8 protein-coding genes, 11 tRNA genes, 3 rRNA genes and 1 pseudogene are annotated in these 13,949 nt (G+C 45.0%); 21 read left to right on the forward strand and 2 right to left on the reverse strand.

Annotation, left to right across the window (positions count from 1 at the left end; translation table 11 throughout):
- Position 1 precedes the first annotated feature (1 nt).
- Entirely contained in the window at positions 2-115 is a 114-nt protein-coding gene (cmpA, locus tag NSS81_RS13380) for a cortex morphogenetic protein CmpA (RefSeq protein ID WP_342429216.1), read from the reverse strand.
- Positions 116-213: 98 nt separating this feature from the next.
- Between cmpA and NSS81_RS13385 the strand changes: the two genes are divergently transcribed.
- From NSS81_RS13385 to NSS81_RS13485, 21 genes and pseudogenes are all read left to right on the forward strand, one after another.
- Positions 214-687 (forward strand): SprT family protein, encoded by a 474-nt coding sequence (locus NSS81_RS13385; RefSeq protein WP_342429217.1) that lies wholly within the window; start codon positions 214-216, stop codon positions 685-687.
- Between the two features lie 260 nt (positions 688-947).
- Positions 948-1,022: transfer RNA gene (locus NSS81_RS13390), tRNA-Asn, on the forward strand.
- A 6-nt stretch (positions 1,023-1,028) separates the two neighbouring features.
- A tRNA-Ser gene (locus NSS81_RS13395) sits at positions 1,029-1,119 on the forward strand.
- Positions 1,120-1,128: 9 nt separating this feature from the next.
- Positions 1,129-1,200 (forward strand) — tRNA-Glu (locus NSS81_RS13400).
- A gap of 58 nt (positions 1,201-1,258) precedes the next feature.
- A tRNA-Gln gene (locus NSS81_RS13405) sits at positions 1,259-1,333 on the forward strand.
- 44 nt (positions 1,334-1,377) lie between these two features.
- Positions 1,378-1,462 (forward strand) — tRNA-Leu (locus tag NSS81_RS13410).
- Between the two features lie 61 nt (positions 1,463-1,523).
- Positions 1,524-1,609 (forward strand) — tRNA-Leu (locus NSS81_RS13415).
- Between the two features lie 60 nt (positions 1,610-1,669).
- Positions 1,670-1,746, forward strand: a tRNA-Arg gene (locus tag NSS81_RS13420).
- A 4-nt stretch (positions 1,747-1,750) separates the two neighbouring features.
- Positions 1,751-1,827, forward strand: a tRNA-Pro gene (locus NSS81_RS13425).
- Positions 1,828-1,849: 22 nt separating this feature from the next.
- Positions 1,850-1,923 (forward strand) — tRNA-Gly (locus NSS81_RS13430).
- A 109-nt stretch (positions 1,924-2,032) separates the two neighbouring features.
- A 16S ribosomal RNA gene (locus NSS81_RS13435) occupies positions 2,033-3,582 on the forward strand.
- A gap of 194 nt (positions 3,583-3,776) precedes the next feature.
- Positions 3,777-6,714, forward strand: a 23S ribosomal RNA gene (locus NSS81_RS13440).
- An 82-nt stretch (positions 6,715-6,796) separates the two neighbouring features.
- Positions 6,797-6,913 (forward strand): 5S ribosomal RNA (gene rrf / locus NSS81_RS13445).
- The 16S, 23S and 5S rRNA genes sit together here with 11 tRNA genes alongside, the layout of an rRNA operon.
- Before the next feature lie 79 nt (positions 6,914-6,992).
- Positions 6,993-7,066 (forward strand) — tRNA-Met (locus NSS81_RS13450).
- 43 nt (positions 7,067-7,109) lie between these two features.
- A tRNA-Asp gene (locus NSS81_RS13455) sits at positions 7,110-7,186 on the forward strand.
- A gap of 193 nt (positions 7,187-7,379) precedes the next feature.
- Complete coding sequence (tsaE, locus tag NSS81_RS13460) at positions 7,380-7,835, forward strand: tRNA (adenosine(37)-N6)-threonylcarbamoyltransferase complex ATPase subunit type 1 TsaE (protein ID WP_342429218.1); 456 nt, start codon at positions 7,380-7,382, stop codon at positions 7,833-7,835.
- Positions 7,832-8,539, forward strand: a complete 708-nt coding sequence (tsaB, locus tag NSS81_RS13465; RefSeq protein WP_342429219.1) for a tRNA (adenosine(37)-N6)-threonylcarbamoyltransferase complex dimerization subunit type 1 TsaB — start codon at positions 7,832-7,834, stop codon at positions 8,537-8,539. Before tsaE ends, tsaB begins: the two co-directional genes overlap by 4 nt.
- Before the next feature lie 12 nt (positions 8,540-8,551).
- The gene (rimI, locus tag NSS81_RS13470) at positions 8,552-9,001 is read left to right on the forward strand and encodes a ribosomal protein S18-alanine N-acetyltransferase (protein WP_342429220.1); all 450 of its coding nucleotides are present in this window, start codon (positions 8,552-8,554) and stop codon (positions 8,999-9,001) included.
- Positions 8,998-10,024, forward strand: a pseudogene (tsaD, locus tag NSS81_RS13475) (tRNA (adenosine(37)-N6)-threonylcarbamoyltransferase complex transferase subunit TsaD). The gene rimI and the pseudogene tsaD overlap by 4 nt, the downstream one beginning before the upstream one ends.
- 427 nt (positions 10,025-10,451) lie before the next feature.
- On the forward strand, positions 10,452-10,724 hold the full coding sequence (locus NSS81_RS13480) for a hypothetical protein (protein WP_342429221.1): 273 nt from the start codon (positions 10,452-10,454) through the stop codon (positions 10,722-10,724).
- On the forward strand, positions 10,714-10,881 hold the full coding sequence (locus NSS81_RS13485; protein ID WP_342429222.1) for a hypothetical protein: 168 nt from the start codon (positions 10,714-10,716) through the stop codon (positions 10,879-10,881). The genes NSS81_RS13480 and NSS81_RS13485 overlap by 11 nt, the downstream gene beginning before the upstream one ends.
- Positions 10,882-11,905: 1,024 nt before the next feature.
- Here the strand turns inward: NSS81_RS13485 and NSS81_RS13490 are convergent.
- Positions 11,906-13,825, reverse strand: coding sequence for an ABC-F family ATP-binding cassette domain-containing protein (locus NSS81_RS13490; RefSeq protein WP_342429223.1), 1,920 nt, complete (start codon positions 13,823-13,825; stop codon positions 11,906-11,908).
- Positions 13,826-13,949: the final 124 nt, after the last annotated feature.

Genomic DNA, 13,949 nt, shown 5'->3' on the forward strand with positions numbered 1-13,949 from the left:
TTTAAGACGGGTTTTTTTTTCTGTAAAAAAACCAACACTGGTTTAACAGTTTGATTTGGTAGCGGTCCTTCTCATAGAAAGCTCTTTTCATTTGGTTTTGGAACCAAGTTGGCATAGTAAAACCTCCGCCTCGAAAAAAGTAGTTCGTTAAGGGTATACCTAATATATGCTATAATGGGTTGTCACGTTCGCGTAAAAAGTGAGGGAAGAAAAATGGAGGAAAAAGAACTACAAAAATTGGTTGAGAACATCTCAATCGAATCATTCGGAAAGTTATTTAGGCATAAAGCTTCATTTAACAGCAGGCTGCGCACTACAGGCGGGAGATACTTGCTAGGAACCGGAAATATTGAAATAAACAAAAAGTATTTAGATCAATTAGGTGAATCAGAATTAATCGGAATTATAAAACACGAGCTTTGTCATTATCATCTTCATCAAGAAAAAAGAGGATACCAGCATCGAGATCAGGAATTTAAAACCCTATTAAAAAAGGTTGGTGCACCAAGATTTTGTAGTCAGCTTCTAGAGAGACCTAGAAAGCGTGTTAATAGGAAGGTGCTATTATATCAATGCTCAAAGTGTAATCTTCAATACAAAAGAAGAAAAAGCATTGACACTAGTCGTTACGTCTGTGGGAAATGCAGGGGAAAGCTATTAAAAATTAAAGAGATTTCTTTAGAATAAGGAAATATAATGTAAATGATATTTCTCTCAAAAATCGTATTGACTTTACTATCCTACGTCATTATAATGTAAAGAGTCGATAGGGCGTTTGCCTTACGTCAAAGGATATAACTATTCTTTATTCCGCGGTAGCTCAGTGGTAGAGACGAGCGTTACTCCATGAATAGACTGCGAGTTGTACACGCCGAGATGCTCCTTGCGTTACTTACTGAGGTGTGGACACGGGAACAAATAAAGGTTTAGGTGACAATTTGAATTATTCCGCAGTAGCTCAGTGGTAGAGCTATCGGCTGTTAACCGATCGGTCGTAGGTTCGAGTCCTACCTGCGGAGCCATATTTCGGGGAAGTACTCAAGAGGCTGAAGAGGCGCCCCTGCTAAGGGTGTAGGTCGGGTGACCGGCGCGAGGGTTCAAATCCCTCCTTCTCCGCCATTATTTATTGGCCCCTTGGTCAAGTGGTTAAGACACCTCCCTTTCACGGAGGTAACACGGGTTCGAATCCCGTAGGGGTCATCAGGAACGGGAAATGAACTAAGCTCATTTCCTGTTTCTTTCAAATTTTATTTTTTATTGGGCTATAGCCAAGCGGTAAGGCATCGCACTTTGACTGCGACATGCGTTGGTTCAAATCCAGCTAGCCCAGCCATTTTTTATTTAGTTTTAACTTATTTTTTAAATTAAGAAAAACATGCGGGTGTGGCGGAATTGGCAGACGCACCAGACTTAGGATCTGGCGCCGCAAGGCGTGGGGGTTCGACTCCCTTCACCCGCACCAATTATTTTCTCTTGAATAACTAAGTGAAATCTGTTATGATTATCATTATCGTCAATTACATGCGGTCGTGGCGGAATGGCAGACGCGCTAGGTTGAGGGCCTAGTGGGGGCAACCCCGTGGAAGTTCGACTCTTCTCGGCCGCACCAAAAAAAGTATTGACAAACGCAATTCGGTTTGGTATGATATAAAAGTTGACTTTGAAAAAGGCGCCCGTAGCTCAATTGGATAGAGCATCTGACTACGAATCAGAAGGTTGTAGGTTCGACTCCCGCCGGGCGCACCATATACGGGAAGTAGCTCAGCTTGGTAGAGCACTTGGTTTGGGACCAAGGGGTCGCAGGTTCGAATCCTGTCTTCCCGACCAGTAACGTTTTAAAAATTAATATGCGGGTGTAGTTTAGTGGTAAAACCTCAGCCTTCCAAGCTGATGATGAGAGTTCGATTCTCTTCACCCGCTCCATTATTACTTATTTTGTTCTTTGAAAACTAAACAAACAAGAACGTCAACAAACAATATTTTTAACTTCTATATGAAGTTAAGCCAACGTAACAAAATGAGCTAATCAACTTTCTTGGAGAGTTTGATCCTGGCTCAGGACGAACGCTGGCGGCGTGCCTAATACATGCAAGTCGAGCGAATCTTTAGGAGCTTGCTCCTAAAGGTTAGCGGCGGACGGGTGAGTAACACGTGGGCAACCTGCCTATAAGACTGGGATAACTTCGGGAAACCGGAGCTAATACTGGATAATCCTTTTCCTCTCATGAGGGAAAGCTGAAAGACGGTTTCGGCTGTCACTTATAGATGGGCCCGCGGCGCATTAGCTAGTTGGTGAGGTAATGGCTCACCAAGGCAACGATGCGTAGCCGACCTGAGAGGGTGATCGGCCACACTGGGACTGAGACACGGCCCAGACTCCTACGGGAGGCAGCAGTAGGGAATCTTCCGCAATGGACGAAAGTCTGACGGAGCAACGCCGCGTGAACGATGAAGGCCTTCGGGTCGTAAAGTTCTGTTGTTAGGGAAGAACAAGTATCGGAGTAACTGCCGGTACCTTGACGGTACCTAACCAGAAAGCCACGGCTAACTACGTGCCAGCAGCCGCGGTAATACGTAGGTGGCAAGCGTTGTCCGGAATTATTGGGCGTAAAGCGCGCGCAGGCGGTCTCTTAAGTCTGATGTGAAAGCCCACGGCTCAACCGTGGAGGGTCATTGGAAACTGGGGGACTTGAGTGCAGAAGAGGAAAGCGGAATTCCACGTGTAGCGGTGAAATGCGTAGAGATGTGGAGGAACACCAGTGGCGAAGGCGGCTTTCTGGTCTGTAACTGACGCTGAGGCGCGAAAGCGTGGGGAGCAAACAGGATTAGATACCCTGGTAGTCCACGCCGTAAACGATGAGTGCTAAGTGTTAGAGGGTTTCCGCCCTTTAGTGCTGCAGCTAACGCATTAAGCACTCCGCCTGGGGAGTACGGCCGCAAGGCTGAAACTCAAAGGAATTGACGGGGGCCCGCACAAGCGGTGGAGCATGTGGTTTAATTCGAAGCAACGCGAAGAACCTTACCAGGTCTTGACATCCTCTGACACTCCTAGAGATAGGACGTTCCCCTTCGGGGGACAGAGTGACAGGTGGTGCATGGTTGTCGTCAGCTCGTGTCGTGAGATGTTGGGTTAAGTCCCGCAACGAGCGCAACCCTTGATCTTAGTTGCCAGCATTCAGTTGGGCACTCTAAGGTGACTGCCGGTGACAAACCGGAGGAAGGTGGGGATGACGTCAAATCATCATGCCCCTTATGACCTGGGCTACACACGTGCTACAATGGGTGGTACAAAGGGCTGCAAAACCGCAAGGTTAAGCGAATCCCATAAAACCACTCTCAGTTCGGATTGTAGGCTGCAACTCGCCTACATGAAGCTGGAATCGCTAGTAATCGCGGATCAGCATGCCGCGGTGAATACGTTCCCGGGCCTTGTACACACCGCCCGTCACACCACGAGAGTTTGTAACACCCGAAGTCGGTGGGGTAACCGTAAGGAGCCAGCCGCCTAAGGTGGGACAGATGATTGGGGTGAAGTCGTAACAAGGTAGCCGTATCGGAAGGTGCGGCTGGATCACCTCCTTTCTAAGGAATATCCTGTCTTAAGTGACAGATAACTGTTGACGCACTCTTGTTTGTTTAGTTTTGAGAGATCAAACTCTCAAAACTTTTTTTATTCGTTCCTTGAAAACTAGATAATCGTAAGAAGAAGCAATAGTAAAACCAAGTAATCGCCATTTAGCAAGTCGTTTCTTTTCAATAAGAAACAAAACCTTTCAGGTTAAGTTAGAAAGGGCGCACGGTGAATGCCTTGGCACTAGGAGCCGATGAAGGACGGGACTAACACCGATATGCTTCGGGGAGCTGTAAGTAAGCTTTGATCCGGAGATTTCCGAATGGGGGAACCCACTGTTCGTAATGGAGCAGTATCTTTACCTGAATACATAGGGTATGGAAGGCAGACCCGGGGAACTGAAACATCTAAGTACCCGGAGGAAGAGAAAGCAAACGCGATTCCCTGAGTAGCGGCGAGCGAAACGGGATATAGCCCAAACCAAGAGGCTTGCCTCTTGGGGTTGTAGGACACTCAACATGGAGTTACAAAGGAACGGGGTAGATGAAGCGACCTGGAAAGGTCCGTCAGAGAAGGTAAAAACCCTGTAGTCGAAACTTCGTTCCCTCCTGAGTGGATCCTGAGTACGGCCGGACACGAGAAATCCGGTCGGAAGCTGGGAGGACCATCTCCCAAGGCTAAATACTCCCTAGTGACCGATAGTGAACCAGTACCGTGAGGGAAAGGTGAAAAGCACCCCGGAAGGGGAGTGAAACAGATCCTGAAACCGTGTGCCTACAAGTAGTCAGAGCCCGTTCATGGGTGATGGCGTGCCTTTTGTAGAATGAACCGGCGAGTTACGATTACATGCAAGGTTAAGTTGATAAGACGGAGCCGCAGCGAAAGCGAGTCTGAATAGGGCGTTTTTAGTATGTGGTCGTAGACCCGAAACCAGGTGATCTACCCATGTCCAGGGTGAAGTCCAGGTAACACTGGATGGAGGCCCGAACCCACGCACGTTGAAAAGTGCGGGGATGAGGTGTGGGTAGCGGAGAAATTCCAATCGAACCTGGAGATAGCTGGTTCTCTCCGAAATAGCTTTAGGGCTAGCCTCACGTTGTAAGAGTCTTGGAGGTAGAGCACTGTTTGGACTAGGGGCCCTCATCGGGTTACCGAATTCAGACAAACTCCGAATGCCAAAGACTTATCCGTGGGAGTCAGACTGCGAGTGATAAGATCCGTAGTCAAAAGGGAAACAGCCCAGACCACCAGCTAAGGTCCCCAAGTTTACGTTAAGTGGAAAAGGATGTGGAGTTGCTTAGACAACCAGGATGTTGGCTTAGAAGCAGCCACCATTTAAAGAGTGCGTAATAGCTCACTGGTCGAGTGACTCTGCGCCGAAAATGTACCGGGGCTAAACGTAACACCGAAGCTGTGGATTGACACCATTAGGTGTCAGTGGTAGGAGAGCGTTCTAAGGGCGTTGAAGCTAGACCGTAAGGACTGGTGGAGCGCTTAGAAGTGAGAATGCCGGTATGAGTAGCGAAAGATGGGTGAGAATCCCATCCACCGTATGCCTAAGGTTTCCTGAGGAAGGCTCGTCCTCTCAGGGTTAGTCGGGACCTAAGCCGAGGCCGAAAGGCGTAGGCGATGGACAACAGGTTGATATTCCTGTACCACCTCTTTATCGTTTGAGTGATGGGGGGACGCAGGAGGATAGGGTAAGCGCGCTGTTGGATATGCGCGTCTAAGCAGGTAGGCTGAGAAGTAGGAAAATCCGCTTCTCGTGAAGGCTGAGCTGTGATAGCGAGGGAAATATAGTACCGAAGTTCCTGATTCCACACTGCCAAGAAAAGCCTCTAGCGAGATAAAAGGTGCCCGTACCGCAAACCGACACAGGTAGGCGAGGAGAGAATCCTAAGGTGAGCGAGAGAACTCTCGTTAAGGAACTCGGCAAAATGACCCCGTAACTTCGGGAGAAGGGGTGCTCTTTGGGGTGAATAGCCTCGAAGAGCCGCAGTGAATAGGCCCAGGCGACTGTTTAGCAAAAACACAGGTCTCTGCGAAGCCGCAAGGCGAAGTATAGGGGCTGACGCCTGCCCGGTGCTGGAAGGTTAAGAGGAGGGGTTAGCGTAAGCGAAGCTCTGAATTGAAGCCCCAGTAAACGGCGGCCGTAACTATAACGGTCCTAAGGTAGCGAAATTCCTTGTCGGGTAAGTTCCGACCCGCACGAAAGGCGTAACGATCTGGGCACTGTCTCAACGAGAGACTCGGTGAAATTATAGTACCTGTGAAGATGCAGGTTACCCGCGACAGGACGGAAAGACCCCGTGGAGCTTTACTGTAGCCTGATATTGAATTTTGGTATAGCTTGTACAGGATAGGTAGGAGCCTGAGAAGCCGGAGCGCTAGCTTCGGTGGAGGCGTCGGTGGGATACTACCCTGGCTGTATTGAAATTCTAACCCGCACCCCTTATCGGGGTGGGAGACAGTGTCAGGTGGGCAGTTTGACTGGGGCGGTCGCCTCCTAAAGAGTAACGGAGGCGCCCAAAGGTTCCCTCAGAATGGTTGGAAATCATTCGCAGAGTGTAAAGGCACAAGGGAGCTTGACTGCGAGACCTACAAGTCGAGCAGGGACGAAAGTCGGGCTTAGTGATCCGGTGGTTCCGCATGGAAGGGCCATCGCTCAACGGATAAAAGCTACCCCGGGGATAACAGGCTTATCTCCCCCAAGAGTCCACATCGACGGGGAGGTTTGGCACCTCGATGTCGGCTCATCGCATCCTGGGGCTGTAGTCGGTCCCAAGGGTTGGGCTGTTCGCCCATTAAAGCGGTACGCGAGCTGGGTTCAGAACGTCGTGAGACAGTTCGGTCCCTATCCGTCGTGGGCGCAGGAAATTTGAGAGGAGCTGTCCTTAGTACGAGAGGACCGGGATGGACGCACCGCTGGTGTACCAGTTGTCTTGCCAAAGGCATCGCTGGGTAGCTATGTGCGGACGGGATAAGTGCTGAAAGCATCTAAGCATGAAGCCCCCCTCAAGATGAGATTTCCCATAGCGTCAAGCTAGTAAGAACCCTGAAAGATGATCAGGTTGATAGGTCAGAGGTGGAAGCACGGTGACGTGTGGAGCTGACTGATACTAATCGTTCGAGGACTTAACCATATTTAAAAGGCGAACTTGTTTTACTTTCTTCTTCAAGCATTATCTAGTTTTGAGGGAATGAGAATTTTCTCTAAATAAATAGTCTGGTAATTATGGCGAGAAGGCCACACCCGTTCCCATACCGAACACGGAAGTTAAGCTTCTCAGCGCCGATGGTAGTTGGGGCAGGCGCCCCTGTGAGAGTAGGACGTTGCCAGGCTGTTTTATTTTAATTATTTGTACATACTTTATAGCATCTATGTTATACTAGCAAAGTACATAATAACTATTTTTATTGTCGCGGGGTGGAGCAGTCCGGTAGCTCGTCGGGCTCATAACCCGAAGGTCGCAGGTTCAAATCCTGTCCCCGCAATTAATGTAAGTTCTTTTCAAGAAAAACACTTGAAAAAACTTTTGGTCCGGTAGTTCAGTTGGTTAGAATGCCTGCCTGTCACGCAGGAGGTCGCGGGTTCGAGTCCCGTCCGGACCGCCATTATTTCATTAAGAAATACGAAACTGGGTTTCGTTTTTTTTTTGCTTTTTTTTGCTCAAAAGGTTAATATCATGTAAAATACATATTAAATAGGCATCCTTAGGAGATTTCCTAAGGATTTTTTGTACGTTATTTAGGTAGAATGTAGTTAATGATGAATATGTACTCTATGTTATAGTAAAAAGGTGATTAGATGAATCAATTTGAAAAAATTACAGTAGACCCCTTTGAGACTTCTCAATTTGCTGAAAGGCTGGCTACATTTTTACAGCCGGGTGATGTTATTGCACTCGAGGGGGATCTTGGTGCAGGCAAGACAACTTTCACAAAAGGTTTGGCTAAGGGATTAGAGATAAAGAAAACAGTTAACAGCCCGACTTTTACGATAATAAAAGAATATAAAGGAACATTACCTTTGTATCACATGGATGTTTATCGGGTAGCTGATGGATTTGAAGATTTAGGGTTTGATGAATACTTTGAAGGTGATGGCGTCACTGTAGTGGAATGGGCCCACTTAATTGAGGAGCAGCTTCCTATGGAACTACTAACGATTTACTTGTATCACGAAGATCTAGAAAAGAGAAAAATGGTGTTCGTACCAAAAGGAAATCGATATGAGCAATTATGTAAGGAGATTTTTTCATGACAATCTTAGCGATAGATACTTCTAATTATTCTTTAGGAGTTGCGCTTTTAGAAGAAAATTTGGTGCTCGGTGAGTACATAACTAATTTAAAAAAGAATCATTCCGTCCGAATCATGCCAGCGATTCAAACATTAATGAAGGATTGTGATCGGTTTCCTAAAGATATAACAAAAATTGTTGTTGCAAAAGGACCTGGCTCCTACACGGGCGTTAGAATAGGTGTGACTATTGCCAAAACAATGGCGTGGTCATTAAAAATTCCGCTAGCAGGTGTGTCAAGCCTTGAGATACTAGCTGCAGGGACAGGGCGTTACTTTGACGGCTTTGTCTCACCGCTCTTTGATGCAAGGAGAGGACAAGTCTATACGGGCTTGTATGCCTATCAGGATGGGAAGTTGACAGTAGTTAAAGAAGACCGCTTAGTCATGTTAGCTGACTGGGTAGAGAGCCTTAAAGGGGCTAGCAGGCCCGTTCTTTTCGTTGGGAATGATTTACCGCTGCATCAGGCAACGATTGAAGCAAGCTTGAGTTCGCAAGCATTATTTGCTGCTAGTACAGAACAAAATCCTCGTCCGTCTGAACTCGCATTTTTAGGTAAAGATAAACAAGATGAAGACATACACTCCTTTGTTCCTAATTATATTCGCTTAGCTGAAGCAGAGGCGAAGTGGCTAGAAGTAAATAGGGGAAATTTAAATGGATAGGAATAGAAAGATATGGTAGATTCCTTTGTATTTCGTTCGATGCAGGAAGAGGACATTGATCAAATTTTAGACGTTGAGCATGCTTCCTTTACGACACCATGGAGTCGTGAAGCATTTTATAATGAAATTAATAATAACAAATTTGCTGTCTATATTGTCCTTGAAGAAGATAAGAAAATTGTCGGATATTGTGGGGCTTGGATTGTCATTGATGAGGCGCATATAACAAATATTGCAATTCTGCCTGAATACAGAGGGAGAAAGCTAGGAGAAGCGTTGTTACAGAAAATGATGACTACAGCCGAAGAAATGGGGACAAAGAGCATGACACTTGAAGTGCGTTTGTCAAATCACGTGGCGCAATCCTTATACCGAAAACTTGGTTTTCAGGACGGCGGGATTCGCAAAAATTATTATTCAGATAATCAAGAAGATGCTTTAGTTATGTGGGTGAACTTATGAAAAAAGATCAGTGGATTATGGGAATAGAAACAAGTTGTGACGAGACTGCCGTTGCCATAATTAAAAATGGCCAGGAGATAGCGTCCAATGTGATTGCCTCACAAATTGAAAGCCATAAGCGTTTTGGCGGGGTTGTTCCTGAAATCGCCTCTCGTCATCATGTTGAACAAATAACAATTGTCATTGAAGAGGCTATGAACCAGGCGAAGCTATCTTTTGAAGAGTTAGATGCAATTGCTGTAACAGCGGGGCCAGGATTAGTGGGAGCTCTATTAATAGGGGTAAATGCAGCGAAAGCATTAGCTTTTTCACATAATCTCCCGCTTGTTCCAGTCCATCATATTGCGGGACATATTTATGCCAATCGATTGGTGACAGAGTTTAAATTTCCACTACTGGCATTAGTTGTATCTGGCGGACATACTGAACTTGTATATATGAAGGAGCATGGGCATTTTGAAGTCATCGGAGAGACGAGAGATGATGCAGCAGGAGAAGCATATGATAAGGTAGCAAGAACGTTAAATATGCCGTATCCGGGCGGACCGCATATAGATCGCTTGGCGCAGAGCGGCAGTGACACTCTTGATTTGCCAAGGGCTTGGCTAGAGGAAGGTTCGTATGATTTTAGTTTTAGCGGATTAAAATCAGCTGTGATTAACCGGGTGCATAATGCTGAACAACGTGGAGAGGTCATAGCGCCAGAGGATCTTGCCGCAAGCTTTCAAGAAAGTGTTATAGAAGTGTTGGTGAAAAAGACTGAAAGAGCGGTTGTTGAGTACAAAGTGAAGCAAGTGCTATTGGCTGGTGGTGTAGCCGCTAATAAAGGGGCTTAGGAAGGCACTGGAAAGCTCCTCTGCTGAAAAGGAAGGGATAGAGTTAGTCATTCCTCCGTTAGCGTTATGTACTGATAATGCGGCGATGATTGCTGCAGCTGGGAGTATTATGTTTGAAAAAGGTGTAAGGGCAGAGCTTTCTTTAAATGCAAACCCTGGTTTAGCTATTGAATTATATAATGAGTAAAAAAGTCCTACTTAATAAGTAGGGCTTTTTTGTGGATAGTTTATTTTCTAAAAATCTTCCTATTATGAAAAATGTGGATAAACACCCTGTAATCTGTTGATAATGTGGATAACTCAGGGTTATTTTGTGGATACTGTGGAAAAGTAAAAATAAAGTTGTTGGTACCAAATTTAATATGTGTATAAGTCTGTGGAAAAAGGGGGAGAATGTTGAATTTTGTAGATAAACTAGGACTTTTTGTAGATAAATTGTCGTAGTTTGTAGAAATCGTAGAAGTATTTGTAGATATTCTGAAGTTATTTGTAGATAACGGCCAATAATATGTAGAAACCTATTCCACTATTGAAGTTCTCCGTTGTGTGTTTATATAAATCCACGGAATAAAATAAGAATAATAATAAATTAATAAAAAGTGGGAGGGGACGTTATGAAAAGAAGGTTTTTGGTACTGATTTCTATCGTATCCTTGTTTGGGTTTACGGCTTGTAATGAAGAGTCAAATAAACCAATTGATAATAAACCTATTGTTGACCCAGTGCCAGAAAAAGAAGAGGTAAAGGAATACCAAAATGAAGCTTTTCAACAGGTGGTTGTTTTAGAAAAGGAGGGGAACTTTGTTATTAAGGGGAAGGCGAGAGTGTTTGAAGGCGTCTTTCAATATGCGGTAGTAGCTGTGCGAGGATATTTTATTGCAGGATAAGTATCAGACGGATGGTGCGCCTGCATGGGGGGATTTTGAAATAAGCATTGATAGGGAACTTGGAGAAAAAGAAGGAGTAGTACTGGAACTCTTCGTTTATTCAGCAAAAGATGGGGCGAAAGTTGATATCCTTTCCATTCCATTATCAGTTAAATGATACTAAGGAGAATTGGAAATAGCGAATTATAAAAGGAACTTTAGTTCCTATGGTTACCGTCCTCACCGTTTTACAGGATTTACGGTCATCAAAGAGCTCCTATGGTTACCCCCTCGGCCTTTTACAGGATTTACGGTCACTAAAGAGCTCCTATGGTTACCGTCCTCGGTCTTTTACAGGATTTACGGTCATCAAAGAGCTCCTATGGTTACCGTCCACGGCCTTTTTCACGGTTCATGGTCATCAAAGAGCTCCTATGGTTACCGTCCAAGGCCTTTTACAGGGTTTATGGTCATCAAAGAGCTCCTATGGTTACCGTCCACGGCCTTTTACAGGATTTACGGTCATCAAAGAGCTCCTATGGTTACCGTCCTCGGCCTTTTACAGGGTTTACGGTCATCAAAGAGCCCTTATGGTTACCGTCCACGGCCTTTTACAGGGTTTACGGTCACCAAAGAGCTCCTATGGTTACCGTCCTCGGTCTTTTACAGGATTTACGGTCATCAAAGAGCTCCTATGGTTACCGTCCACGGCCTTTTTCACGGTTCATGGTCATCAAAGAGCTCCTATGGTTACCGTCCACGGCCTTTTACAGGGTTTATGGTCATCAAAGAGCTCCTATGGTTACCGTCCACGGCCTTTTACAGGGTTTACGGTCATCAAAGAGCTCCTATGGTTACCGTCCACGGCCTTTTTCACGGTTCATGGTCATCAAAGAGCTCCTATGGTTACCGTCCAAGGCCTTTTACAGGGTTTATGGTCATCTATGGTTACCGTCCACGGCCTTTTACAGGGTTTACGGTCATCAAAGAGCTCCTATGGTTACCGTCCACGGCCTTTTACAGGGTTTACGGTCACCAAAGAGCCCTTATGGTTACCGTCCACGGCCTTTTACAGGGTTTACGGTCACCAAAGAGCTCCTATGATTACCGCCCTCGGCATTTTTCACGGTTCATGGTCATCAAAGAGCTCTTTTGAGTTCCGTTCTCATCTTTTTACGCGGTTACGATCATCAAAGAGCTTATCATTCCGCAATTTCAGCCCATTCTTCCATAAGGTGTTCCAGCTCATTTTTTGCTTTTTCGTTTTTTAGGTTAATTTCTAATACCTTTTCGTGATCCTGGAACACCTCAGGCTTACATAACTCGTCATCATATTCTTGAATTTGTTCTTCAAGCTCTTCAATACGTAATTCAATTTCCTCTAACTTACGTTTACGCTGACGCTCGAGCTTTTTACTTTCCTTGTCCTGATGATAGGAGTTTTTCTCGAGTGTCTCCGTTTGAGTCATTTTTTTGCTCTGAGCAGCCTCTTCAAGTGCTTTAAGCTCAACTTGTTCGAGCTTTTTTTCTAAAAAGTAATCATAGTCCCCAAGATACTCGGAACTAGAGGTGCTGCTCAATTCTAATACCTTCGTTGCTATTCGATTAATGAAATATCTGTCATGAGAAACAAACAAGATGGTCCCAGGGTAATCTACTAAAGCATTTTCAAGAACCTCTTTACTATCAAGATCAAGATGGTTTGTTGGCTCGTCCAAAATTAGTACATTTGCCTTCTCAAGCATCAGTTTAGCGAGTGCAAGCCGGGCTTTCTCGCCGCCGCTTAAGGTTGAGACAATTTTTAAGACATCGTCACCGGAAAAAAGAAAGTTACCCAATACCGTTCTAATTTCCTTTTCACTTGTTAGTGGATACTCATCCCAAAGTTCGTTCAATACACGCTTATTGGAAGTCAGTTCAGCCTGTTCTTGGTCGTAGTAACCAATAGCAAGATTGGCACCGTAGTGAATCGTACCTGTTAAGGCAGGCAATTTTTTAATAATCGTTTTTAAAAGTGTCGACTTACCGATTCCGTTTGGCCCCACAAGGGCAATGCTCTCACTGCGATAGGCACGAAATGAGATATTCTCGGAGACTTTGTTGCCGTCATACCCAACAGCAAGGGAGTCGACGGATAATACATCATTTCCGCTTTGTTTTTCAATTTCAAAAGAAAAGGTGGCAGACTTTTCATCTCCTAGGGGACGGTCTAGGATTTCCATTTTTTCTAGTTTCTTTCGCCTGCTTTGGGCCCGTTTGGTGGTGGATGCCCGTGCTAGGTTTCGTTGAATAAAGTCATGGAGATTGGCAACCTCCTGCTGCTGTTTCTCAAAAACCTTCATATCACGCTCATAATTGAGCGCCTTTTGTTCAAGATAAGAGCTATAGTTACCAACAAATTTTTGAATTTGCCGCCTTGAGACCTCATATACCTGGGTGACTACCTTATCTAAAAAATAGCGGTCATGGGATACAATTAATATCGCCCCATCATACCCTTGTAAGTATTGCTCAAGCCAGGAGAGTGTATCGATATCCAGATGGTTAGTAGGCTCGTCCAAAATTAATATATCAGGCTTAGTTAACAGCAATTTCCCTAAAGCCAGCCGTGTTTTTTGGCCACCGCTTAAGCTAGATATCATTTTTGTGCTTTCATGAAAATTTAACCCGTGTAAAATCGAACGAATATCCGCCTCGTACTGATAACCGCCCTGCTCCTTAAATTTTACCTGGAGGAGGTCATATTCCTTTAAGATTTTCTCGAATCTTTCATTGTCTTCCAAAACGGTAGAATCCGACATTTGCTGTTCAAGTTGTCGAAGTGTTTTCTCCAAATTTCGAAGTGATTCGAAAACAGTCAGCATTTCGTCCCAAATCGACATATTTGATTCTAAGCCAGTATTTTGAGCTAGATAGCCAATCGTCACTTCTTTTGGCTTGATAATTTCCCCGCCATCATGTGATAGATGTCCGGCAATAATCTTTAAGAGCGTTGACTTCCCGGCACCATTACGCCCGACAAGAGCCACGCGGTCCCTCGTTTGTAATTCTAGCTTAATATTCGATAAAATAAGGTCAGCGCCATAATATTTTGCTAATTGATTAACTTGTAATAAAATCATTTTTTTCACCTCTATTACTTAAAAATAGTGTAACCCATTCCAAGAAAGTCGGCAATAAAGTGGCATATAAATAAGGGAAATGGTCGGAGACTCAGAAGGGAAATAATCAAATATCAATGTAATC

Origin of the sequence: Neobacillus sp. FSL H8-0543 (assembly GCF_038592905.1) — a bacterium.
In the GTDB taxonomy this organism is placed as follows: domain Bacteria; phylum Bacillota; class Bacilli; order Bacillales; family Cytobacillaceae; genus Neobacillus.

Excerpts from the sequence above, each read along its gene's own strand:
- NSS81_RS13490 (WP_342429223.1), bottom strand. The coding sequence starts at position 13,825 with ATGATTTTATTACAAGTTAATCAATTAGCAAAATATTATGGCGCTGAC.
- NSS81_RS13480 (WP_342429221.1), top strand. The coding sequence starts at position 10,452 with ATGAAAAGAAGGTTTTTGGTACTGATTTCTATCGTATCCTTGTTTGGG.
- rimI (WP_342429220.1), top strand. The coding sequence starts at position 8,552 with ATGGTAGATTCCTTTGTATTTCGTTCGATGCAGGAAGAGGACATTGAT.
- tsaB (WP_342429219.1), top strand. The coding sequence starts at position 7,832 with ATGACAATCTTAGCGATAGATACTTCTAATTATTCTTTAGGAGTTGCG.
- tsaE (WP_342429218.1), top strand. The coding sequence starts at position 7,380 with ATGAATCAATTTGAAAAAATTACAGTAGACCCCTTTGAGACTTCTCAA.
- NSS81_RS13385 (WP_342429217.1), top strand. The coding sequence starts at position 214 with ATGGAGGAAAAAGAACTACAAAAATTGGTTGAGAACATCTCAATCGAA.
- cmpA (WP_342429216.1), bottom strand. The coding sequence starts at position 115 with ATGCCAACTTGGTTCCAAAACCAAATGAAAAGAGCTTTCTATGAGAAG.